Source organism: Microcoleus sp. F4-D5 (genome assembly GCF_036704885.1).
In the GTDB taxonomy this organism is placed as follows: Bacteria; Cyanobacteriota; Cyanobacteriia; order Cyanobacteriales; family Microcoleaceae; genus Microcoleus.
The window spans coordinates 54579-77977 of the sequence record NZ_JAUBSX010000018.1 but is presented as its reverse complement, the minus strand read 5'-3'; the positions used below and the strand labels follow the sequence as shown (position 1 = coordinate 77977).

The window sequence follows — 23399 nt, the reverse complement described above, 5'->3', positions numbered from 1 at the left end:
GAACCGCTATATTAACTCCAAAATAATAAAATGTTCAGCACTATTCTTAGATGGGTAATTAACCGTCGCTGGCTAGTCGTTCTCGCCACCATTATTGTTAGTCTTTGGACAGTGTATATTATCCCCCAAATGTCGCTTGATGTCTTCCCGCCTTTTGCACCCCCCCAGGTGGAAATTCAGACGGAAGCACCGGGTCTCGCGCCGGAAGAAATCGAGTCTTTGGTAACACTACCGATCGAAAGTGCGATTAATGGAACTCCTGGGGTAACAGCAGTGCGTTCATCTTCTGCTGTGGGCCTTTCTGCGGTTAAGGTAATCTTTGATTGGGGAACTGAAATTTATCAAGCGCGCCAGTTGATAACAGAAAGGTTGCAGCAAGCTCAAAGCAAACTCCCGGCTGGGGTAGAAACACCGCAAATTTCTCCCACAACTTCTCCAGTCGGCCTTGTTATTACCTATGCTTTTACCTCGGAAATTACTCCTTTGATGGAAGTGCGCCGTCTGGTTGATTGGCAAGTCACAAATCGGCTTTTGGCAGTGACTGGCGTTGCTCAAGTGGTGGCTTACGGTGGCGATCAGAGGCAGTATCAAGTATTAGTAGAACCTGCCAAATTGAAAGGATTTAATGTATCTTTGCAGCAAGTATCCGAAGCTGTGGCGGCTGCGAATGTTAACGCGCCGGGGGGCTATTTAATTACGCCGGATAAAGAAACTTTGATTCGGGGGGTGGGGCGGATTGAGTCTGTGGAAGATTTGAAGCAATCTGCGATCGCCTCTCGACAGGGAACGCCTGTCAGAATTGCTGATGTCGCTGATGTCAAGATTGGTGCTGCTATCAAGCGGGGCGACGGCAGTTTTAACGGCAAAAAAGCTGTGATTGTGATGGTAAACAGACAGCCAGTTGCTGATACTCCGACGGTAACTAAAGCGGTGGAAGCGGCAATGGCTGAGGTGCAGCAAGCTTTGCCCAAAGATATTAAAGTTACTGTAACTTTTCGCCAGGAAGAGTATATTAATTCCTCGGTGGAGAATGTGCGATCGGCTTTAGTTGAAGGCAGTATTATCGTCACCCTTATTCTCATCCCGTTTTTGATGAATTGGCGCACTCTGGCGGTTGTTTTGCTCGATTTTTTCCTGACTTGGCTGTTCGCGCTGCTGGCGATGTATTGGCTGGGGCTGGGGCTGAATACGATGACTTTGGGGGGGTTGTCGGTGGCGATCGGAACTGCGATCGACGATGCGATCGTTTATGCCGAAAATACTTACCGCAATTTGAGAGAAAATACGGCTTCTCTTCACCCGCGTCCGGTGATGGATGTGATTTTTGACGGCAGTCAGGAGGTGCGCGATTCGTTAATTGGAGCGACGGTAATTGGCATTGTTGTGTTTTCGCCAATTTTTACTTTGCCCGGTGTAGAAGGTCGAATTTTTACGCCTATGGGGATTACTTATCTGGTAGTTGTGGTGATTTCTAGTCTGGAATCGCTGCTCGTTTCTCCGGCTCTTTGCGCTATCTTGTTGCCTAACAAACGCATGAGTTCCCAGGAACCTTGGCTGCCGAGGTTTTGCAAGCGCATCTATCATTTTTTTATAGAATTGTCAATGCGCTATTCGGCGATTATTTTAGCTTTAGCTGCTGCTAGTATGGTGGCAGCATTAATTATTATCCCATCTTTTGGACGGGTGTTTTTGCCGGAGTTTCAAGAGCAAACTTTGGTGAATACTATTCTGCTTTATCCGGGGGTGTCTTTGGAGACAACAGATAGCGCGGCTTTTGCGATCGAAGATGCACTTAAACAGGATACCAGATTTGAATACGTACAAGTGCGATCGGGCAGAGCTCCGGGTGATGCTGATGCTGCGGGAGTCAATTTAGCTCACATCGATATCGGTTTGAGCGAGGAGGGCATGGAAAACAGGCCGAAAACTTTGGAGGCGCTGCGGCAGGAGTTTGGTAAATTGCCGGGAGTTGCACCAAATATCGGCGGTTTTATTTCTCACCGGATGGATGAGGTTTTATCCGGTGTCAGGAGTCAAATTGCTGTCAAAATCTTTGGCCCGGATTTAAACGAACTTCGCACCATCGGCGCACAAGTTGAAGCGCAAATGAAAACTGTTGCAGGAATTGTGGATTTGCAACTCGAACCGCAAGTGCCGGTGCAGCAGATTCAAATTAAGTTTAACCGCCAAGCTGCGGGTAGATACGGTTTGAAAATCGGCGAACTTTCCGAAATCATCGAGACAGCTTTAAACGGCAAAGTTGTGTCTCAAGTTTTGGAAGTGCAGCAAACTTTCGATTTAGTTGTGTGGTTGCAACCGTCAGCTAGAAATAACTTGGAAACTATTCAAAACTTGTTAGTCGATACTCCTAGTGGGAACAAAATTCCCCTCGCTCAAGTTGCGACTGTCAAATACGGTACTGGCCCAAATACGATTAACCGCGAGAATGTTTCCCGCTTGATTGTGGCTGCGGCTAATGCTAAAGGTAGAGATTTGCGATCGGTTGTCAATGAAATTCAAGCTAAAGTTAAACGAGAGGTGCCGTTGCCGTTTGGCTACTTTATCCAGTACGGCGGACAATTTGAAGCCGAGCAAAGAGCTTCGCAAAATATTATGATATTTAGTGCGATCGCCTTTCTGGTAATTACAGTATTGATGTACTTGTCCGTCAAGTCTATCGCTTCAACGGCTATGATTATGATTAATTTGCCGATCGGATTAGTGGGAGGAGTAATTGCGGTAGCTTTGACTGGCGGCATCATCTCTGTAGCTTCTTTAGTTGGTTTTGTCACTTTATTTGGCGTTGCCACCCGCAACGGCTTGTTATTAGTAGACAACTACAACACTAAATTTGCTGAGGGAATGCCTTTTAAGGAAGCTATTGTTAAAGGCTCGATGGAACGGCTCAATGCTATTTTGATGACGGCTTCAACTTCAGCTTTGGGTTTAGCACCTTTAGTCTTAGAAGGCGGCCCCGGAAAGGAAATCCTGCAACCGCTGTCAGTAGTAGTTTTAGGAGGATTGTTTACTTCTACTGCCTTGACTCTGTTAGTTTTGCCAGCTTTGTATGCTAAATTTGGGAATATTTTACGACCTCAACAACCTCAGCCAGTTATTGAAGACGGTCCGGTAGTTAAAGCTGAAATAGCCAACTGATAAACCCTACTGAACTCCCTCAATCAAACTGCAAAGTTGCTCGCCATCTGGATTGTCTAAAGCTCGATTTGCCCAAAGTTTTTGATAAGCTTCCAACTCAGCTTTGAACGCACTCATGCGCTGAATTTCTTCTTCAAGGAAATGAATTTTGCGGCTCAATAAGTCTTGCACTAGCGGACAAGCTGTTATTCCTTGGTGACGAGATACCAAAATTTGCTGAATTTCTTGAAGAGAAAAGTTGAGTTTTTGGGCTTTCTTGATAAATTGCACTTGTCTGGCGGCATCTGCTGTGTAGTAACGATAACCGCTACTGCTGCGTATGGTAGGTTCCAGCAACCCTAGGCTTTCATAGTATCGCAGGGTGCTTACAGCAACACCAGTTTGCTTGGCCAGTTCTCCAATTTTTAGTAGCTGCTGTTCTAGGGATGCTGTTTCAAATTTTGTCATAGCAGTTCTAGGTAAGTTTGACCCCCTATCATTATAGCGGTAGCCACTTTCACTTTTTTGTGCTGGTTATACTCACCCAAGTTCTTATTATAAAATATTCTATCTTGTCCATAATTCTAGTGGCTCAAAAAGCAGCAGTAACTCAGTTTTGAGTTACTGCTGCTGTCGGATATTCTCTTGCTTATCCCTGTGATATAAAAAAAACTTATGTTATGCGCTTTTCCTATAATTTTTAAAATTAATGAACCTGACTTATTTCACCAAATTTTCATTCTGGCGTTGCAAGCTTGTAATTAGGCAAAGATGCCCTCTGGCTAATTGATAAGCACGATCTCGCGCTCGGATGCTGAAATTTCCCGCAGGCAAGCAAGATAGATGACCATGACTAACTACCGTGTATTTTGAAGGATCTAAATCAATGATTCAACTTTTACAAACAGCGCTGAAATCATCCCTAGCTCGCGATATCACCGAGGCAATTGGACAGGTTCCCATTGTTCGTCTCAATCGCTTGAGCGAACTATGTCAGCATCACGAATTTTATCTCAAATTAGAATCTTGTAATCCTGGTGGCAGCATTAAAGAGAAAAATGCTGTATGTCTAGTTCAACACGCAGAACGTACCAGGTTACTCGCCCCCGGCGGCACAATTGTTGAATCTAGTTCTGGTAATTTCGGCATTGGTTTAGCAATGATTGGTGCAGCGCGAGGCTATCGCGTGATGATTGTGATCGATGCTAAAACACCGCCCCCGATTCGGCGAATGCTGGCTGCCTATGGAGCAGAATTGGTAGATGTCCCCCTGAGTGCGGCAGATGCCAATGGATCGATGCAAGTGGCGAGGATGAAAAAAGCCAAAGAACTCGCCGAAACCATTCCTGGTGCCTGGTATCCTTGCCAGCACCGCAATCCCGAAAACCCAACTGCCCACGAGCAATTTACTGCTCGCGAAATCGAACAGGCTTTTCCCGTCGCACCAGATGTTATCGTTATTGGGGTTAGTACGGCGGGACAATTGGCGGGAATTAGCCGATATTTTAAACAGCGCCATCCCCAAACTCGAATTGTCGGCGTAGATGTGGCAGGTTCGGCTATTTTTGGCACGCCGTCTCACCCCTATAAAATGACAGGATTGGGGTTATCTTTTGTACCGCCCAATTTTGATCCAATGGTTCTGGATGCAGCATATTCTGTGAACGATCGCATTGCTTTTTCTGTTTGTCATGCCCTGGCGCGTCGAGAAGGCTTGTTGTTAGGAGCATCGACGGGAGCAATTGTTGCTGCTGCCCTTGCCTACGGTACGCAGCATCCCCATCCTCAACGCATGGTATTGCTAAACCCGGATCGGGGCGATCGCTATCTCGAAACAGTCTACAATCCAGAATGGCTGTCCCAACAAGGGATTGAAATCTTGGAACAAAAAGCCCTCACCGCTACAATTAACGCCCTTCAAAGCGTCCCTCTTACCCTCGTGCGACAGCAACAACCTGCATAAACAATGACCTTAAAGGCTTCTCAAAGTCCGTCTAAAATCGGTCTGCTAGATTTGTGGCGGCAATTTATTCCCCTCTCCCTCAGCGATGTGGCAATGGCTTTTGGCGATCCGATGATGACGACTGCCCTAGCTCATTTACCCGATGCACGGGTGAATTTGGCAGCCGTGGGCATTGCCAAAGCCCTCGCGGTCTTTTTTGAAAGTCCGATTATTATGATTCTGCACGCCTCGAATGCGCTTGCACCGAGTGGGCGATCGCGTCGGGCCTTGTGGCGATTTACGCTTTTAGCAGGGGGCGGACTGAGTGCGTTACTGTTGCTGCTGACGCTGCCGTTTATTTTCGCCACGCTGGGGGGGACGCTGTTGGGAATTCCACCCCAATTGCGGCAGACGGTGCAGATTGTGTTGACGTTAATGTTTCTCTGGCCTTTGGCGATCGCGTGGCGGCGTTATTTTCAAGGATTGCTCATCCACACAGGTCATTCTCAGGCGGTTGCCAAAGCTAGCATGGTTCGTTTGTTAATTGTAGCCCTAACGTTATGGGGCGGATTTGTGTTGAAAATGTCAGGCGCACTGCTGGCGGGGACTGCTTTGATCGCGGGGGTTCTCTCAGAGGCGCTGGTTGTAACCATTGCGGCGCACCGGCTAGGAGCCACTCGTCTGCCTCGACCAATTGATTCTGAGTTAAAGCTACCCACCAATCTCAAAAGTGTGTGGAATTTCTACTGGCCATTAGGCTCTTCAATGCTGGTAGTCTGGGGTGGACGTGCCGTCCTGGTGGGAATTATTGCCCGCGCCCAAGACGCTAATATTGCATTGGCGGCTTGGCCTGCGGCTTGGGGATTGGTTTTGGTGATTGCCAATGCGACTCGCATGGTGCAGCAGGTGATTATCAAAAATCGAGATCGAGTGAGCGATCGCCAATTAATTGCATTTGCCCTCAGTGTGGGTGGATTTTGTTCGCTACTGTTGTTTTTAGGTAGTACAACGCCATTTGGGTTGCAGGTTGTGCAAAGTTTTATCGGCAACGATGAAGCCCTGGTTGAGAGTATCCGTCCCGTATTGCTGTTGTGCGCGTTTGTACCCCTTCTGGTGGCGGTGCAAAATGCTACTCAAGGTTTTTTGGTCGGGGCAGGTCAAACCAAAGGTCTGAATTATGCCACTTGGATTGGCACGACTATACTGCTTTTAGTTGCGTTCGGTGCAGTTCAGCTTGGGGCATCGGGTGCAATTGCGGCTGCGATCGCGATGATTATTTCTTTAACAATAGAAGTATCCTGTCTCGCGTTCAATCTACGCAAACAATTATAGCAACCGCCAAGGCGGCGCCGGACGCAAGGCGTAAAACATCATCGATCGCATGGAGTAAACCATCAAAATTTTGAGAGATCGCTAATCAGTATTTACTTCTTGGCATCATCATTAGTTTCCCCATCGCCTTCGCTTTAATTGTCAATTACAGTTGGCGGGCTGACAACCCCGCCAGGGTGTTGTACTATCTCAGGACTTACTTGTGTGTACACTATATGTAGTGTGGACACAAGTAAGATTGCACTATTTTGACTGGTCAGGCGATCGCCACATCAAAGAATCTCGGGGTATTCAAGGCGCTCGCCATATCAAAGGATCTCGGGGTATTCAAGGCGATAGTATTACTTGGTATCTGCCAAAATTTAAACACGAGGTAATTCATGCTAAAATGACTAACTAACCATTAAAGCCAATGTGTAAATATGTCATTTAACCATGTGGTAAGTATGATTGTTGAACGACTTTTTAGTAGCTGCTGTTCTAGGGATTCTGTTTCAAATTTTTTCATAGCAGTTTTAGGCAAGTTGGAACCCTATCATTATAGTGATAGCTACTTTCAGTTTTTTGTAGTGGTTATAGTCAGCCAATTTTACACGATACAATACTCTATCTTGTCAAGAATAATATTGGAAAAAAAAGCAGCAGTCACTCAAAATTGAGGTCGTGCTGCTGTCGGATATTCTCTTGCTTATCCCCCTGCGAAAAATCCGTGATAGGGGATCTACACGCACTGCGAAAATAAGGATTATTTATCGCAATTAGCTAGCGGGCAGTCAGGAGTAGGAGTAGTGCAGGGGCCGGCGGCAAAGACAACAGCGGCAGTACCTGCTGTAAGGAGAACTGCCGTCAAAGCTGCGAGAGTGAATCGTTTAGTCTGAGTTGCTTTAATCATGAATTTTTACCTGTGAATTTAGGATCGAAAAGTTTCTTTGGGAAACTATAAATAGCCTAAACCCTCAAGTAGGCTTGGGAGTCAAGTAGCAAGATATTAAGAATTGTAAATTAATTAATTCCTGATGCTACGATCCGAATACCTGTCTGAAATTCAGAAGATTTCATCGTGATTTCATTTTTGCGTGTCAATCTAAATTGAATGACGATTTTAACTTGGCTAAAGCACAACTAGCTGACAGTCCCCCACTACATGCAAATTAAGGAAAACTGATGAATGCCTTTACGCCTTTCCGCAGCCTTAGAAAGCCCGTATTTGCGCGCCTCTATATGGCCCAAACCACGAATTTGCTGGGGGATGCACTCACCTGGGTCGGTCTAGCTCTACTCGCGTTCGAGTTGGCTGGAAAAACGAGTGCCGTTGTGCTTTCCGGGGCGCTGACACTGCGGATCGCAGCGTTTGTCTTGCTTTCTCCCTTAGCTGGCGCGATCGCCGACCGCCTCGATCGCAAAAAAATACTCGTTATCACTCATCTGGCGCGAATGCTGATTGTCAGCCTGTTGCCGTTTGTGACGCAGATTTGGCAAATTTACGCACTAATATTCTCCCTCAACGTCTTTAATGCCTTCTTCACGCCCACTTACCAAGCAACAATTCCCCTAGTAACGGGTCAAAATGATTACCCCCAGGCGATCGCACTTTCTTCCGCCACCTACCAATTGCTAGGGGTACTCGGTCCCGGTATCGCTGGGGGCGTGGCTGCACTGATTGGGGCAAGACAGGTTTTCTTCCTAGATGCCCTGACTTTCCTAATTGCAGCCGTATTGATCTTGACTCTACCGGGCCAGCTAAGAGTCCAGCCGAGTCCATCCAACTCAGCTACAAAGGGCAGAACGTGGCGAGACATCAAAAACGGCACAAAGCGCCTATTCACGGATGCCCCAATTCGTTATGCCTTAGCAATGCAGTTAGTTGCATCCATTGCTGGAGCACAAATTTTGGTGAATACTGTTGGTTACGTTCAGGGAACCCTCAAACTGGGAAATGTAGAGTACGGCTGGGTAATGGCTGCTTTTGGAATTGGTGCGACTATTTCAGCAGTGGCCTTCGGTGCTGCGAGCAAACGCTTGGCACGTACAACATTTATGCTGCTTGGTGCGGCTCTTGTAACTTTAGCTTTATTGCCTGCAAACTATGTAGGTCTAGCACCGCTGATGATTCTATGGCTGGTAGCAGGTATGGGGCAAAACTTGGTGAATTTACCCGCCCAAACCTTGATTGCCGATCGCATCCCTGCTGATGCCCAAGGACGAGTTTATGGCGCACACTTTGCCTGGAGTCACCTGTGGTGGGGACTTTCCTACCCGCTGGCTGGCTGGCTGGGAAGTAACTTTGGCGATCGCACATTCCTCTACGGCAGCTTGGTTGGTTTAGTCTTGCTAGTTGCGGTACAACTCACCCTCTCACCCCAGCAGCACGAACGCGAACACGAGCATAAAAGTATGTGGCACGAACACGAACACCTCCATGAAGAACACCATCAGCACGAACATCCCGAAGGATTTGTAGGCGAACCCCATAGCCATTCTCATCAACACTTAGCTATGCGCCATTCGCACCCCTACAAAAGCGATCTTCACCATCTTCATAGTTATTAGGGGGCGTTGCTGATTTACGGTATGAATCAACTTTTATCGGAAGTTACAAAACTCACCCTACTTGGCTTATAGCAATCGCGAAATCTTGAATTCATACCTGTATCCAGCAACGCCTTATTAGGGTTCTATTAAGTAGGTAGACATAAATAAACCGAAGATATAGAAACCCGGTTTCGCAAAAGTTACCGGGTTTCTGGCCCCCCCGTCAGGTAACACTTATTTATGTCCACTTACTTACCAACATTTTTATAAAATGCACAAATACACTTGACATTGACACTGATGTCAAGGTTTAGAGTCAAATAGTCGTCTATTACGGCTGACTACCCCTATGTCTTCCCCAACCCTCTCTAACCCTCGCTTCCCTGCATTATTTAAGGAACATCCAGATGCGATCGCAGCCACTATCTGCGGTCTTCTCGTCTTTCTGGGATGGCTAACACTACACTGGGGTTGGATTGGACTCAGCTTGCTGATTCTACCCGCCGCCTATGTCATTGGCGGGTACGAAAGCGCCCGTGAGGGATTAACCACACTATTTCAAGAAAAAGAACTAGATGTCGATCTGCTGATGATTGTCGCCGCCTTGGGTGCAGCTAGCTTAGGATTATGGCGGCGCGAGTATTACCTAATCGTCGATGGAGCCGTATTAATTCTGATCTTTGCTATCAGCGGTGCACTTGAAAGCTATGCGATGCAACGCACTGAGCGCAGCATCAAAAGCCTGATGAAGCTTACTTCCGATACGGCGCGTGTGTTCCTCAATGGAAGTGAGCAACTTATTCCTATTTCGGCGCTACAAATTGGCGCTGAAGTATTAGTAAAACCGGGAGAACTGGTTCCCACCGATGGATTGATTATTGAAGGTAACAGCACCCTCAACGAAGCCTCCATCACCGGAGAATCCATGCCATTTGAGAAAACAGTCGGAAATGAAATCTTTGCCGGAACTATCAACGGCAACGGAGCGTTAAAACTCAAGGTACATCAATCGCCAGAAAGTAGCTTGATTCAACGAGTAATCCGGCTTGTAGAGCAAGCACAGACTGAAACTCCCCCGTCGCAGCAGTTTATCGAAGGATTTGAGCGGGGCTACGCTAAAGTAATTGTGCTGTCAGGATTACTATTAGCAATTGTGCCTCCATGTTTATGGCATTGGAACTGGGAAACTACAATTTATCGGGCGCTAGTTTTTTTAGTGGTTGCCTCTCCCTGTGCATTGATGGCAGCAATTATGCCAACCCTACTGTCAGGCATTGCCAATGGCGCTCGCAATGGCATTTTATTTAAAAGTGGCGCTCACTTGGAAACAATGGGGAAAATTAAAGCGATCGCATTTGACAAAACAGGTACTCTTACCACTGGCAAACCTCAAGTAGTCGAAGTGATGGCAGTGAACCAGCAGTCTGAAAGCAAATTGCTTCAAATAGCTGCCGCCATAGAAAGTTTGTCTGAGCATCCAATTGGCAATGCCATTGTCCAAGCGGCTCAAGCTAGACATTTAGAATGGACTCAAGCCGTTAACGTTCAGGCGCACATCGGACAGGGGATTGTCGGAGAAGTCGATCGCCAAAAGGCTATAGTTGGCAAAGCAGCATTTGTTCGGGAACAGAGCGATTATTTTCCAGATGCACTAATTCAACTAAGCCAACGATGGGAAGAAGAAGGAAAAACAGTCGTGTGGGTTGCCTTAGAAGGACGTGCGTTGGGGTTAATTGCTGTCGCTGATACAGTACGAATAGGGGCAGCATTCGCTCTAGCTAAACTCAAAAAATTAGGAATAGAAAAAATCGTTATGCTGACGGGCGATAATCAGCGTACAGCCCAAACTATTGCCAAAGAAATTGGTGTAGATGAAGTATATGCAGAACTTCTGCCGGAAGATAAGGTCAACGTAATTCGGCAATTGCGACAAAAGTATCAAACAGTGGCAATGGTGGGAGATGGCATCAACGATGCTCCTGCCTTGGCTCAGGCATCCGTAGGGATTGCAATGGGAATTAGTGGTAGCGATGTAGCTTTGGAAACAGCAGATGTAGTTTTGATGGCAGACAGCCTAGAAAAATTAGAAATAGCGATTCGCTTAGGTCGCCGATCTCAGACTATCGTCAAACAAAACATTGCCTTTGCTCTCAGTTTCATTGTCCTGCTATTATTTGCCAATTTTACTGGCAATATTACCATGCCTTTAGGTGTCATTGGGCATGAGGGTTCTACAGTGCTTGTGACGCTGAGTGGTCTGCGATTGTTGAGAAATTAAACGGCTATGCGATTCAGATGCTGGGGGCAACCCACCTAAAAAAAGAAATTGATACACCTAACAGATTTCATTCTGATTTCATTTTCGCGTGTGAGATTGAGGAGAGTACCTTGCGGTCAATAGCCGCTAGGGACTAGCGTTTACAGCCCTATAGGACTTACGCAACGGGTACATAGAGTTAGGGTGCGTCAGAGAATGAAACTCTCAATAAGCAGTAACTTCGTCTGACACACCCTACAAGCTGATTTAAGTGTGACAGTTGACTTTAGTCCTGCCCAATCTAAAATGCTTAATTCTATTGTCAAATGGTCGATCGCTCAACGGTGGCTAGTTGTCATTGCTTCCATCCTGATTACCCTTTGGGGATTGCGAGTTTTGACACAAATGCCGCTCGATGTTTTTCCCAGCTTTGCTCCCCCCCAAGTCGAAATTCAAACCGAAGCACCAGGACTTGCTCCTGAAGAAGTCGAATCTCTAGTCACTAGACCCATAGAAAGTGCGATTAACGGCACTCCCGGAGTAGAAACAGTACGCTCCTCATCTGCTGTAGGCATTTCTGTCGTCAAAGTCATCTTTGGTTGGGATACCGAAATTTACCGCGCCCGCCAGTTAGTAACAGAACGGTTGCAGCAAGCGCAAAACCAACTTCCTCAAGGCGTAGAAATCCCGCAAATTTCTCCCATCAGCTCTCCACTGGGAGCCACCATTAAATATGCTTTTACTACAGATACGACACCTTTAATGGAAGTGCGGCGAATTGTGGACTGGCAAGTGAAAAACCGCTTTTTAGCAGTTCCAGGCGTCACTCAAATTGTGATATTTGGGGGTGAAGAACGCCAGTATCAAGTTTTAGTAGAACCTAACAAACTGAAAGAATTTAATGTTTCATTGCAACAAGTTACAGAAGCAGTTAAAAAAGCAAATGTCAATGCTCCGGGCGGATTTTTAATTAGTCCCGACCAAGAATTATTAATTCGGGGCGTGGGGCGGATTGAGTCGATCGAGGATTTGAAACAATCTGCGATCGCAGCCAGAAATGGCACACCAGTGCTGCTGAGCCAAGTAGCTGACGTGAAAATCGGTGCAGCACTCCAACGCGGCGACAGCATCTTAAATGGCAAGAAAGCGATTATAGTCATAGTCAACAAACAGCCTGCTGCTGATACTCCAACCGTAACGAAGGCTGTTGAGGCGGCGATGGAGGAAATTAAACCGAGTTTGCCTAAAGATGTCGAGGTTACTGTCACTTTTCGGCAGGAAAATTTTATTGAAGCTTCTATTGAAAACGTGAGAGATGCTCTTCGGGATGGCATCATCATTGTGTCGATCGTACTAATTCTATTTTTAATGAACTGGCGCACCGTTATCATCAGCCTCAGCGCCCTCCCAGTGTCTTTGCTGCTGGGAATGATGATTTTAGATTGGACAGGACAAGGCATCAACACGATGACCTTGGGGGGACTTGCTGTGGCGATCGGTTCGGTAGTAGATGATGCCATTGTTGACATGGAAAATGTCTACCGCCGCCTACGGGAAAACCAGCAAGCAGGAACACCGATTCCGCCGCTAGATGTCGTGTTTAATGGCTCCGTTGAAGTGCGGGTCAGCGTGTTATTTTCAACAGTAATTATTGCCGTAGTCTTTGCCCCAATTTTCGCACTATCAGGCGTGGAAGGTAGAATCTTTACGCCGATGGGCGTGGCCTATTTACTATCAATTATTGCTTCTACATTGGTAGCGTTAACCTTAACTCCGGCACTGTGCGCTTTGCTATTAGTCGATCGCCGTTTGCCCCCAGATGAAACTTGGATTGCTCGCAAATCTCACCAATTATATCGCCCAGCTTTAATGTTTTCTATCCGCTTCCCTCAAATTGTTTTGGTAATAGCTGTTGTGGGCTTTGTAGCTTCGATGGTGATTTTACCTAGTTTGGGGCGAGTGTTTTTGCCGGAGTTTCAGGAACGCAGTTTGATTGTTGCTACTTCTCTCTATCCCGGTGAGTCTTTAAATGCGACAAATCAGGTGGGTTTTGCAATTCAGGATGCCTTGAAAAATGACGATAATTTTGAAGCTTTAGCTTTGCGTTCTGGACGTGCTCCAGGCGATAGCGATGTCGGCGGTGTGAATTTTGGAGAAATGGATGTAGAGATTAGTTCACAGGGGGTGAAAAACCGGGAAGCGACTATCGAAAAGTTGCGAAAGGAATATGCGAAAATACCGGGCGTTGCGGCTAATATTGGCGGGTTTATCTCGCATCGGATGGATGAGGTGCTGTCGGGAGTCAGAAGTGCGATCGCTGTTAAGATATTCGGACCTGACTTGGAACAATTAAGGGCGATCGGCAAACAAGTAGAAGCCAGTATGACAGAAATTCCCGCTGTTGTAGACTTGCAATTAGAGCAGCAAGTCCCCATCAAACAGGTACAAATTAAGTTTGACCGTACCGCTGCTGCTCGTTACGGTTTGGCGGTAGGCGACTTAGCAGAAATCATTGAAACTGCTCTCAACGGGCGAGTCGTTTCTCAAGTTTTAGAGCAACAGCAAGTGTTTGACTTAGTTGTGTGGCTCAATGAGGGCGATCGGCACAATCTTGATATTATCCGCAATTTGTTAGTTGATACTCCCAGCGGACAGAAAATTCCCCTCGCACAAGTTGCTAAAGTTGACTACGGCACCGGCCCCAACACCCTCAACCGTGAAAATGTATCCAGACTAATTGTCGTTTCTGCTAACGTCCAAGGGCGAGACTTAGGCTCTGTCATCGCTGATATTCGCAGCCAAGTAAAACAAAAAGTGCAATTGCCATCGGGATATTACATTCAGTACGGCGGGCAATTTCAGGCTCAAGAACAAGCAACTCAAACATTAATTGTGGCTGGCTTATTAGCCTTTGTCGCGATCGCGGTACTGATTTACTTTGCCGTTAAAACAATTCCAGCTACTGCCACGATCATGATAAACTTGCCCTTAGCATTAGTCGGCGGTGTGATTTCAGTTGCGCTAGGCGGCGGGATTATTTCAGTCGCATCAATGGTAGGATTCATCACATTATTCGGTGTAGCTACCCGCAACGGATTGCTGTTAGTTGATAACTATAACAACAAGTTAGCAGATGGTATGCCTTTGCAGAAAGTCATCGTTGAGGGTTCTATGGAGCGGCTAGTCGCTATTTTGATGACGGCTCTTTCATCTGCCTTGGGGATGGTTCCTTTAGTAATTGGCAGCGGCGCGGGCAAAGAAATCTTGCAACCGCTAGCAGTTGTAGTGCTGGGAGGATTGTTTACTTCTACTGCCTTAACGCTGTTAGTTTTGCCAGCTTTGTATTCTCAGTTCGGGAGGTTTATAGTTAATAAAACGAGTGTATTAACTGAAAATAAGACTATTAATCCAAGTTTTGACGCTTGATTTTAAACCCTGATTTCCATCTCTTAGTCCGCGCAGGCGTCCTGGGGTTTGTATAGTTTAACCTCGAATTAAAATGACGGGCGCTTCGCCACATTTGAATGTGAGGTTAACAGGTTTCAACCGCTAATATCATGTCCGGTTAAACACTTGTGATTACTTCACTCCGTTCGCAATCACAGAAACATTGCGATTGCTTCACTTCGTTCGCAATGACATATCGTAAGCGATTAGGCGGACATGATATAATTATTGTGGAACAGGCATCTTGCCTGTTCAAAACTGACTTTTTTGCAGATATCTAATAAATATTGACTATTTTAGCACAAACCTATGAAAATTTTGCTAGTAGAAGACGACGATCGCATTTCCAAACCTCTAGCAGAAGATTTAAGGCATCAAAACCATGCCGTCGATATAGCGAGTGACGGCATCGAAGGTTGGGATTACATCCAATCAGTTAATTATGACCTAATTTTGTTAGATTTGATGCTCCCAAAATTAGATGGAATTGCGCTGTGCAAGCGTCTGCGTGCAGCTAAGTCCAACGCTCTGATTTTGATGCTGACAGCACGGGATACAACCTCAGATAAAGTCGTCGGACTCGATGCGGGGGCTGATGATTATTTAGTTAAGCCCTTTGAATTAGAAGAATTAGCAGCAAGAATCAGAGCTTTATCTCGCAGAATTCCTGAAACCAAGCCGCTGATTTTAAGCCACGGCGACTTACAACTCAATCCCAGTAGCTGCACCGTCACCTATGGCGATCGACCTTTATCTTTAACTCCCAAAGAATATATGATATTAGAATGCTTTTTGAGAAACCCCGATCGAGTTTTGACCCGTACAGCAATTTTAGATAAACTGTGGGATTTCGATCGCTCCTCTGGAGAAGGAACTGTCAAGACTCACATTACAAATTTGCGGAGCAAGCTAAAAGCAGCCGGAAGTTCAGAAAATTTCATCGAAACAGTTTATGGAATTGGTTATCGTCTCAGCGGCACTAACTGAAAATCTCAGATTTCAGAAACCGGGTTTCTAATCTTTCACAAATAAATCATGAATCTTCTACCGATCGTTGCAGATTTGTCCAATTATGTTTACCAAAATTCGCTGGCGTTTGCTGTTATCTTATCTGACAGTATTTACCTCGATTTTAGTCATCTTTGCCGCTGGGGTTCGGCTTTTGTTCGCGCGCAGTCTCACCCACCAGCTAACAGACAGACTGACTGCTTTAGGGCAAGGAGCCGCTACTAATGCAGAATTTGAAAATGGACGCCTCAAAGTTGAAAGTGACTTTATTGTACAACAGTTGATTCATAAAAATCAAGGTTTGCAGTGGTTTGACACGAACGGAAACTCGGTTTTACAGCAAGGAAATATTGTACTAAACTTACCGTTCTCACCGAGTATAAATCCGATGCAATTTAAGACGGAAAAACTCAGTATTTTAGCCGTTATATTGCCAATTATTGGGAGCGATAATGGCAAAATTATTGGGTATGTAAGAGTCAGTCAATCTTTAGAAGAACTAGATGAAACTTTAACTAAATTAGATTGGGTACTGGGGAGTAGTATTATTATAGCTTTAATTCTAAGCGGATTTAGCGGAGTAATTTTAACTAGGCAAGCCATGCAGCCAATAGAAGAGAGTTTTCAACGGTTAAAACAGTTTACGGCTGATGCTTCCCACGAACTCCGCAGTCCTTTAATGGCGATTAAAAGTAATGCAGCAGTAGCATTGAAGTATCCAGAGCAAATGAGAAAATCAGATACAGAAAAGTTCCAAGCTATTGTTAGTGCTGCCAATCAAATGACGCGCCTGACCGAAGATTTACTGCTGTTAGCTAGGGCTGAAAAAAATTGCGAAGTCCGCGAATCTTCGGTCAACTTAAGCGCAATTTTGTCTGACTTATTATCGCTGTATCAGCCTGAAGCCTGTGCTAAAAAAATTGATTTCAAGTCTGAGATTGACGGGGATATGTACTTGCTAGGAAATGCGGGACAACTGACACGGCTGTTCGCCAATTTAATGGAAAACGCACTCCACTATACGCTGTCAGGAGGAACAGTTGAAGTTACAGCTAACTCGGTTAGTTCTTATTTAATTGTTAGGGTGCGAGATACGGGTGCGGGGATAGCACCAGAGCATATTAAACTGGTTTTTGAACGGTTTTGGCGGGCGGATAAATCTCGTTCCTATTGGGCAGGGGGTTCGGGTTTGGGATTGGCGATCGCCCAAACCATTGCCCAAAATCACGGTGGTTCAATTACCCTCACCAGTCAGGTAGGAGTTGGTAGTTGCTTCACCGTGCGATTGCCATCTGTTAAAGTATCCGATCGGTCGGAGTATTAATTTGCTAAAATTTTAACTGTTTTTAAATTAAAATAATTGTGTTGTTAATTGTTTATAAATCTCGCAAATTATTGACAAATAATTTGAGAAGCTATACATTTTAAGTTGTTGGATTTTTTTTAATTATGTTACGCAAGTCTTACCAGTTTTGGGTGCAGCATATCAACCCTCATATAACCACTTTAATCGTGACAATTGGTGTTGTTGGACTTGCCAGTTGTCTGTCGATTGTTTTTATTTTAGCGTGGCTGTTTGAAGAAGTATTAGAAAAAGAAGCTTTTGGCTTTGATACTGCTTTTATGTACTGGCTGCACGGGTATGCGAATCCGAGTTTAGATGCTGTGATGCTGACAATTACTAAGCTTGCCAATCCCAGTGTAGTAGTAGTTATTGTAGCAGTCACATTGGGAATTCTTTGGTGGCAGCATCACCGATCGGAAGCTAAAATTTTTGCCATTGCTTGTTTGGGAGCCTTGATTCTGAATAGCGGCATGAAGTTAGTTTTTGCTAAACCTCGTCCCCATATTTTTCCGAGTTTAATTTCTGAAACATCTTTTAGTTTCCCTAGCGGTCACGCTTTAGGAAGTTTTGTCATGTATGGGTTTCTAGCCTACCTGCTTTCTGCTCGCTTTCCCAAGTTTTCCAAATTTATCTATACTCTAGCTGTTATTACGATCGCTGCTATTGGTCTGAGTCGGATATATATAGGAGTACACTGGCCGACAGATATAATTGCTGGCTACGGAGTCGGCTATATTTGGCTGATGCTGTGCATCACAATGCTGAAGTTGCAAACCAGACAAGTCTAGTATTGCTTGGCTAAAATTTAGCGAATATCAAGTTTGTTTGTGACGTACCATCTAGCAGAAAAGACGCGGGTTTATAGCAGTCGCCAAAGCGCTTTGGTCATCGCTCCCTTCGACTCCGCTCATGGATAAATGACTGGAGTTTAGACTAAGTAGATCTAAAAGCGCGATCGTCACTGCATTTTTGAACGGCAACGGTCGCTGGCGATCGGCCATGAGGCTCAACCATTAAACTCAGGCCAGCGACCGTTGACGTTCATTTGAACTTAGTGGCTGGCTGTTGGCATCGGGCGTGGGAAAACTAATGCGGACGCACCGAATGGATTAAAGTTACAAAAATAGTTCGATCGCTGTTGACGACTCTGCGAGCGCACGGTGTTCTTGAGTGATGCGCACCAACCAAAAATACCGGGTCAGCTCACGCATGAATTGACCCGGATGACGGACAATCGAAGAAGTCTCACCAACCCCGATCGACCGCTATGAATAATGTTGTCACTCAATTGCAAGAATTTCGTCAAGCCATCTACAAGAATCTATGCAAAGCGCAAGATGCTACCTTTGAATTAATGGATGCGCTCTTGTTGACCAGAACAGCTCAAAGTTTAGCCGACTTATCATTATCTTGCGTGTTTCGCCGTCAATGGCCGAGTGTCTACGAAGCACTACAAGATACTCGACCCGATCGATCGCAATTAATGAAACTTTACATCCAACAACTGCCGCGATCGGAACGAATTGTCCTTGCAGGCGACCATACGAGTTGGTCGAGGCCGTTTGCTAAAACACTGAAAGAACGTACTTACGAACATTCTCCATCACAACTGGGAGGTCGCCCAGTAACTGTGGGATACGGTTACAGTACATTGGCGTGGATACCTGAAGACACCGGAAGTTGGGCCCTGCCACTGCTACATGAGAGAATCACCAGTTGGGACAGTCCAATTTCTCAGGCTGTTCAACAATTATCGAGTGTCAGTTCTCACTTGCCGTCAAGAGCACTATCGTTGTGGGACAGCGAATACGGCTGTGCGCCGTTTGTCAATCAAACGGCAGAATTGCCGGTCGATAAACTGATGCGCCTGCGGTCGAATTTATGTTTGTGGGGACCACCGCCTGCTTATGGAGGCCGAGGTAGACCTAAAATCCACGGCGAGCGATTCAAACTCAATGACTCTACAACTTGGAGAAATCCTGCACAACAAGTTGAGATCGATGACCCAGATTTAGGTCAATTGCGAATACGGGTGTGGCACAATTTACATTTTCGCTTGTCCCCGAATCATGAGATGTCGATTCTGTTGGTGGAGCGACTAGCTGCTGATGGCTCTACCAGGATTGCCAAGCCGATGTGGTTGGCGTTTGTCGGGTTAAAAATGCCTGCTGTCACAGAAATTTGGCGACTCTATTTACGAAGATTTGCGATCGACCACTGGTATCGTTTTGCTAAAAATCGCCTGCATTGGACAGTTCCTCAATTAAGTACACCCGCTCAATGTGACCGTTGGAGCGATTTGATGCCGATTGTTACTTGGCAATTATGGTTGGCCCGTAACTTGGTAGCCGGGCGCCCTTTGCCGTGGCAGAAATCTCTGGTCAAACTCACCCCTGGGCGGGTAGCTCAATCTTTTGGAAGCATTTTAGCCCTGTTAGGCACACCAGCTCGAGCTCCCAAAGTGCGAGGTAAATCGGACGGTTGGATTAAAGGGAAAAAACGACAGTCCTCTATTCGATATCCTGTGGTCAAAAAAGGGTTTTCTCGTCCGAGAAAAACCACCAAAAAGTCCCCTTAATCTGAAGTTTTCGCTCGCTCATCTTTTCGTGCATTCAATCGAAAGTAATGCGCCCCTTTGTTTGGTCTTAGTCTAAACTCCAGTAAATGACCATAAATTTCCTAACAGCCTTGGCGGTTGCTATATATTAAGTTAATTGCCTACAGATTCACTGGTTTCGCTAAGATACCATTTTTAATTTTGAGAGCAGGTCTATATGGTCGATATATTATGGCATCATGCTGGCGATCTCTGTGTAGCCAAAATAAAGGGCTAATGCAATTAAAAATAGGCTGTAGAGACGAGTCAAAATCAGACTAGGGAGATGTAAAGCCAATTTACCTCCCAAATAAGTAAAGGGAAAAACTCCGATGGCTAACCATCCAGTCAGTTCCCAATCAATGTGTTCTAAAACTGCATGAACGATCGTCGCCGGCAACGCCATGAGAGTCACAGTTGCAAGCGAAGTTGCTAAGGCGGCGCGGAGTTCCAGTCCAACTCCAAGTTGATAGAGCGGAACGAGCAGCAGCCCGCCCCCGTTAGCCAGTAATCCATTAATTAACCCTAAAAGGGGCGACCAGTAAGGAATAATTTGCTCCCGTAACTGCGCGCGATCGGGCGGCGTTTGATTGCGCAATCCACTTAATCCATAACATCCTACTCCTAGAATGAACACTGCGGTCAAAAGCATCAGCACAAGCCCGGGAAGAAACTCTGTCAGCCAAGCTCCGATAAGCACTCCAGGCACACCCCACAAACTTGTTAATAACGCAATTCGCCAATGAATCAGGTGAGCTTTTCGATACGCGATCGCGCCCCCGATCGCACTGGGTAAAGTCAGGGGAAGCGGACTTGCCAGCGCAATTAACGTAGGTAATCCTAATAACCGCAAAATCGGGGTGCCGATCGAGCTTCCACCCAAACCAAACAGTCCAGAACAAAACCCCATTCCCGATCCAACCAGCACTTCTAGAAACCAAGGTAGTGAAGTCATAAATCAACTTTATGTCTTAATTCGAGGTCAGCTCGGGCATTCCACTCGCCATTGCTTGAGTTGCATATATAATATAATCTTTGAAACTGATTAAAAAGTTTGAAAACACGCCCTAGCGGGCCGATCGCCCAAATTTTGCTACGAGGCAGAACTTAGATGAGAGTCAAACCTTTTCTAATTTGATACTACATCATTCATTGCTAGAAGTCTCAGGCGCGATTAGTCTTCTCTGCTTGAAAGTTGTGAACGCGATACAGACTCCAAGTATTGACAAAAGCACTATAGATGAGCCGATCGTACCAAAATTTAGGCCACCTTTTTCGTGTGGTTTTGTCAGAACATCCCCCAGTGTTGCACCAAAGGGTCTGGTTAGGACAAACGCCACCCAAAACAACAAGACTGCGGAAATTTGGGTAAAATAATGTGCTGCCAATACTAAGGCAAGCAAACTAGAAATTAGGAACGCTCCTCCTGCAAATCCGAGTCCAGAAGTATCGGCTAGGAAATCTCCCAAGGCAGTACCCAAAGTATTTGAAAATAGAATTGCCGTCCAATAAAGCAGCTCTACTTTAGGCGTTTTGACGTTATTAACAGATAGAGAGCCAATACTGAATCGCCAGAATGCCAAAATAGCCAAGAGAATAGTAACTAAAATCGCAGACCCTGTAGCGTAGCCCAGCCCTAAAGTACGATCCATGTAATCTGACATTGTTGTACCGGCCGTGCTGGTTGAAAGGATGACAGTCCAATAAAGCAATGGGTTATAGTTTTTCGACATCAATTGAGATACAAGACTCGCTAAGAACACTCCAATCAATATCATGGAACTAACCGCATAGCCCACGTTTAACGTCATGGATAAAAGGTCTCCTGCTGTTTCTCCCAGAGTGGTTGCACATATCTTCATTATCCAAAAGAACGCAGTGATTTGTGGAAGTTTGCTCATTGTTGCGATCGAGTTATCGTACTTTTGCAGTTTCACTATAGAGGACAAATGTCAAGAACTTGGAAAGATCGATCGCATTTGTGTTTACCAGGGGTAATGTGGCAATTGCACCGTGAAACAATTGCCCGCGCTTAGGTGACTTGTAACAGTAACTATACTCGCGTGATTCGATCGCTAATCAGTCCTGTTGGTCGATCGGCATTGGGGCTAGTTTCTTTTGCTTAAGGCTTAAGTAGATAACCAGACTGACGATTATAGAAAGAAAAAGCATACTCGTTCCGATCGTACCAAAACCAAAACCACCATTTTTAGCAGGTTGTGACAATAAATCGCCAGTAGATGCTCCAAGCGGACGAGTCAAGATATAAGCTATCCAAAATGCCAAGACCGCATTCATTCTGAAGTAATAATAACCAACGGCTACTATCCCAATTAAAAGGCAAAATAATAATGCTGATTGTGCATAACCAAGCTTCAAAGCCTCTGCTAGCAAGTCTCCTGTTGCCGTACCCAAGGCAAACGTAAATAAGATTGCAGCCCAATAAAATAGCTCTCTTTTAGCTGTGTTGATGGAGTGCATAGCTAATGTCTTTTCATTTAAATACCAAAGCGCAAAAACCACAGCTAAAACAACAGAAAAAACTATATTTATTGTAATCAAACTAACTCCAAGCTCGTCTACCAATCTATCGGTAATCAGTGTGCCAGTGATACTCATCAAAACGACTACAATCCAGTAAATCACTGGCACATACCGTTTCAGCCTAAACTGATTTAAAAGCGCAATCAGTAACACCCCACTCATAACATAGGATGTAACGCTTAAACCAAGGTTCAGGTTTACTGATAGATAATCAGCCGCAGTTTCACCTACTGTAGTTGCCAGAACCTTAATAATCCAGAAGGAACCTGTAACCTCTGGAACCCTGTTTAGTATCTTCTTCATAAGATTTCTCTTTTGAGTTTATCATTGAGTGTTCTAGACTTGGGATATTTGCCCGAGTAAGGGCGGGCACTCAGAGCACCGCCCCTACTCTATTTGTTTCCTAAAGAAAGCGAATTTGTTTGAGCTTTACTTCTTGGCATCATCATTAGTTTCCCCATCGCTATCGCCACCAGCCGCCTCGGAAACTTGAATGCTGCTGTGGGGATAAATGCTTTCATTGCTCTCGGCTTTTAAGTTGTGCGTGGAGAGGATTTTACCGTTACCAGCATCTACCTTTACTTCTTGCCGATCGATAATGACTGAGTACACAACGCTGCCGTTTTCGTTTTCTAATTCGACACTATTTGCTGTACCGCCTTTAGCAGCTTCCGCAGCCGATCGCGCCTGTTCGGGTGTAATTTTAGCCAGAGATTGCAGGCGACTTGATTCTTGCTTTTCTTTCGCATCGTCGTTCGTTTCGCCATCGCCATCACTGGCTTCAGGTACTGATTTGGCGCTGGTGCGATCGGGCATGACGGCAACCTGAGTTTGTGTTGGCAAGGCGTACACAGTTCGGACTAATGCACTTAACCCTAAAGTACCGACTAAAGCTGTCACGAGAGCGATTTGTGTTGAGGTTTTCATGGCGTGAAACTTCTTTAATTTAGGCTTGCAGTTTCACTGTAGATAACAAAAGTCAAGAACTCAGCAAGATTTATTTAATTGAGAAAATTTTCAGGTAATTTTTCGCTGATGAAGCGATCGCAGAGCAAGTCATTACCTATTCGATCGTCGAGCGGATCGCTCCACATTATGCCGTCTACTTGATTGCTAAATGGTGGAACGACATCCTTTGCCTGCCAGCGATCCATCGGATCGTTGCTGACACTAGCCGCATCCAGCGACTCATCATTAGTCTCGCCGTCGCTTTGATTGTCAATTACAGAGGTTTTCTTTGCAATTTGCATCGTCAAATCCT

The 23399-nt window shown here is 45.5% G+C and carries 17 protein-coding genes; 10 read left to right on the top strand and 7 right to left on the bottom strand.

The features are described from left to right. Positions 1–30 precede the first annotated feature (30 nt). Positions 31–3156, top strand: coding sequence for an efflux RND transporter permease subunit (locus QUA80_RS11345; RefSeq protein WP_333424171.1), 3126 nt, complete (start codon positions 31–33; stop codon positions 3154–3156). Between the two features lie 6 nt (positions 3157–3162). Here the strand turns inward: QUA80_RS11345 and QUA80_RS11340 are convergent, their stop codons facing one another. Continuing rightward, positions 3163–3603, bottom strand: a complete 441-nt coding sequence (locus tag QUA80_RS11340) for a heavy metal-responsive transcriptional regulator (RefSeq protein WP_333424170.1) — start codon at positions 3601–3603, stop codon at positions 3163–3165. A 418-nt stretch (positions 3604–4021) separates the two neighbouring features. On the opposite strand from QUA80_RS11340, the gene QUA80_RS11335 reads away from it, so the two are divergent. Next, positions 4022–5098, top strand: coding sequence for a cysteine synthase family protein (locus QUA80_RS11335; protein WP_333424168.1), 1077 nt, complete (start codon positions 4022–4024; stop codon positions 5096–5098). Positions 5099–5101: 3 nt separating this feature from the next. Then, complete coding sequence (locus QUA80_RS11330) at positions 5102–6409, top strand: hypothetical protein (protein WP_333424166.1); 1308 nt, start codon at positions 5102–5104, stop codon at positions 6407–6409. 745 nt (positions 6410–7154) lie between these two features. Here the strand turns inward: QUA80_RS11330 and QUA80_RS11325 are convergent. Beyond that, positions 7155–7301, bottom strand: coding sequence for a porin (locus QUA80_RS11325; RefSeq protein WP_333424164.1), 147 nt, complete (start codon positions 7299–7301; stop codon positions 7155–7157). Positions 7302–7573: 272 nt separating this feature from the next. Between QUA80_RS11325 and QUA80_RS11320 the strand changes: the two genes are divergently transcribed. The 7 genes from QUA80_RS11320 (at position 7574) to QUA80_RS11290 (ending at position 19576) form a co-directional block, all read left to right on the top strand. Further along, positions 7574–8959, top strand: coding sequence for an MFS transporter (locus QUA80_RS11320; protein WP_333424162.1), 1386 nt, complete (start codon positions 7574–7576; stop codon positions 8957–8959). Between the two features lie 331 nt (positions 8960–9290). Further along, positions 9291–11219 carry a heavy metal translocating P-type ATPase gene (locus QUA80_RS11315; RefSeq protein WP_333424160.1) on the top strand — a complete coding sequence of 643 codons (1929 nt, stop codon included), beginning with the start codon at positions 9291–9293 and terminating at the stop codon, positions 11217–11219. Positions 11220–11504: 285 nt separating this feature from the next. Next, a complete protein-coding gene (locus QUA80_RS11310) occupies positions 11505–14624 on the top strand; it encodes an efflux RND transporter permease subunit (RefSeq protein ID WP_333424158.1) in 3120 nt (1039 codons plus the stop codon). A gap of 330 nt (positions 14625–14954) precedes the next feature. Next, complete coding sequence (locus QUA80_RS11305; RefSeq protein WP_333424156.1) at positions 14955–15632, top strand: response regulator transcription factor; 678 nt, start codon at positions 14955–14957, stop codon at positions 15630–15632. A gap of 85 nt (positions 15633–15717) precedes the next feature. Beyond that, positions 15718–16977, top strand: coding sequence for a HAMP domain-containing sensor histidine kinase (locus QUA80_RS11300; RefSeq protein ID WP_333424154.1), 1260 nt, complete (start codon positions 15718–15720; stop codon positions 16975–16977). Positions 16978–17102: 125 nt separating this feature from the next. Next, positions 17103–17786, top strand: coding sequence for a phosphatase PAP2 family protein (locus QUA80_RS11295; protein WP_333424153.1), 684 nt, complete (start codon positions 17103–17105; stop codon positions 17784–17786). Between the two features lie 479 nt (positions 17787–18265). Beyond that, positions 18266–19576 (top strand): NF041680 family putative transposase, encoded by a 1311-nt coding sequence (locus tag QUA80_RS11290; RefSeq protein ID WP_333424151.1) that lies wholly within the window; start codon positions 18266–18268, stop codon positions 19574–19576. A gap of 208 nt (positions 19577–19784) precedes the next feature. On the opposite strand, the gene QUA80_RS11285 is transcribed toward QUA80_RS11290, so the two are convergent. The 5 genes from QUA80_RS11285 to QUA80_RS11265 all read right to left on the bottom strand — a co-directional run bounded on the left by QUA80_RS11285 (position 19785) and on the right by QUA80_RS11265 (position 23388). Continuing rightward, positions 19785–20549: a sulfite exporter TauE/SafE family protein gene (locus tag QUA80_RS11285; RefSeq protein WP_333424149.1), complete on the bottom strand. Its 765-nt coding sequence runs from the start codon at positions 20547–20549 to the stop codon at positions 19785–19787. A gap of 190 nt (positions 20550–20739) precedes the next feature. Further along, complete coding sequence (locus QUA80_RS11280; protein ID WP_333424147.1) at positions 20740–21495, bottom strand: hypothetical protein; 756 nt, start codon at positions 21493–21495, stop codon at positions 20740–20742. 178 nt (positions 21496–21673) lie between these two features. After that, a complete protein-coding gene (locus QUA80_RS11275; protein WP_333424145.1) occupies positions 21674–22441 on the bottom strand; it encodes a hypothetical protein in 768 nt (255 codons plus the stop codon). 126 nt (positions 22442–22567) lie between these two features. Beyond that, on the bottom strand, positions 22568–23065 hold the full coding sequence (locus tag QUA80_RS11270; RefSeq protein WP_333424143.1) for a PepSY domain-containing protein: 498 nt from the start codon (positions 23063–23065) through the stop codon (positions 22568–22570). A 74-nt stretch (positions 23066–23139) separates the two neighbouring features. After that, on the bottom strand, positions 23140–23388 hold the full coding sequence (locus QUA80_RS11265; RefSeq protein WP_333424142.1) for a hypothetical protein: 249 nt from the start codon (positions 23386–23388) through the stop codon (positions 23140–23142). Between the last annotated feature and the right edge of the window lie 11 nt (positions 23389–23399).

Excerpts from the sequence above, each read along its gene's own strand:
- QUA80_RS11345 (WP_333424171.1), top strand. The coding sequence starts at position 31 with ATGTTCAGCACTATTCTTAGATGGGTAATTAACCGTCGCTGGCTAGTC.
- QUA80_RS11340 (WP_333424170.1), bottom strand. The coding sequence starts at position 3,603 with ATGACAAAATTTGAAACAGCATCCCTAGAACAGCAGCTACTAAAAATT.
- QUA80_RS11335 (WP_333424168.1), top strand. The coding sequence starts at position 4,022 with ATGATTCAACTTTTACAAACAGCGCTGAAATCATCCCTAGCTCGCGAT.
- QUA80_RS11330 (WP_333424166.1), top strand. The coding sequence starts at position 5,102 with ATGACCTTAAAGGCTTCTCAAAGTCCGTCTAAAATCGGTCTGCTAGAT.
- QUA80_RS11325 (WP_333424164.1), bottom strand. The coding sequence starts at position 7,301 with ATGATTAAAGCAACTCAGACTAAACGATTCACTCTCGCAGCTTTGACG.
- QUA80_RS11320 (WP_333424162.1), top strand. The coding sequence starts at position 7,574 with ATGAATGCCTTTACGCCTTTCCGCAGCCTTAGAAAGCCCGTATTTGCG.
- QUA80_RS11315 (WP_333424160.1), top strand. The coding sequence starts at position 9,291 with ATGTCTTCCCCAACCCTCTCTAACCCTCGCTTCCCTGCATTATTTAAG.
- QUA80_RS11310 (WP_333424158.1), top strand. The coding sequence starts at position 11,505 with ATGCTTAATTCTATTGTCAAATGGTCGATCGCTCAACGGTGGCTAGTT.
- QUA80_RS11305 (WP_333424156.1), top strand. The coding sequence starts at position 14,955 with ATGAAAATTTTGCTAGTAGAAGACGACGATCGCATTTCCAAACCTCTA.
- QUA80_RS11300 (WP_333424154.1), top strand. The coding sequence starts at position 15,718 with ATGTTTACCAAAATTCGCTGGCGTTTGCTGTTATCTTATCTGACAGTA.
- QUA80_RS11295 (WP_333424153.1), top strand. The coding sequence starts at position 17,103 with ATGTTACGCAAGTCTTACCAGTTTTGGGTGCAGCATATCAACCCTCAT.
- QUA80_RS11290 (WP_333424151.1), top strand. The coding sequence starts at position 18,266 with ATGAATAATGTTGTCACTCAATTGCAAGAATTTCGTCAAGCCATCTAC.
- QUA80_RS11285 (WP_333424149.1), bottom strand. The coding sequence starts at position 20,549 with ATGACTTCACTACCTTGGTTTCTAGAAGTGCTGGTTGGATCGGGAATG.
- QUA80_RS11280 (WP_333424147.1), bottom strand. The coding sequence starts at position 21,495 with ATGAGCAAACTTCCACAAATCACTGCGTTCTTTTGGATAATGAAGATA.
- QUA80_RS11275 (WP_333424145.1), bottom strand. The coding sequence starts at position 22,441 with ATGAAGAAGATACTAAACAGGGTTCCAGAGGTTACAGGTTCCTTCTGG.
- QUA80_RS11270 (WP_333424143.1), bottom strand. The coding sequence starts at position 23,065 with ATGAAAACCTCAACACAAATCGCTCTCGTGACAGCTTTAGTCGGTACT.
- QUA80_RS11265 (WP_333424142.1), bottom strand. The coding sequence starts at position 23,388 with ATGCAAATTGCAAAGAAAACCTCTGTAATTGACAATCAAAGCGACGGC.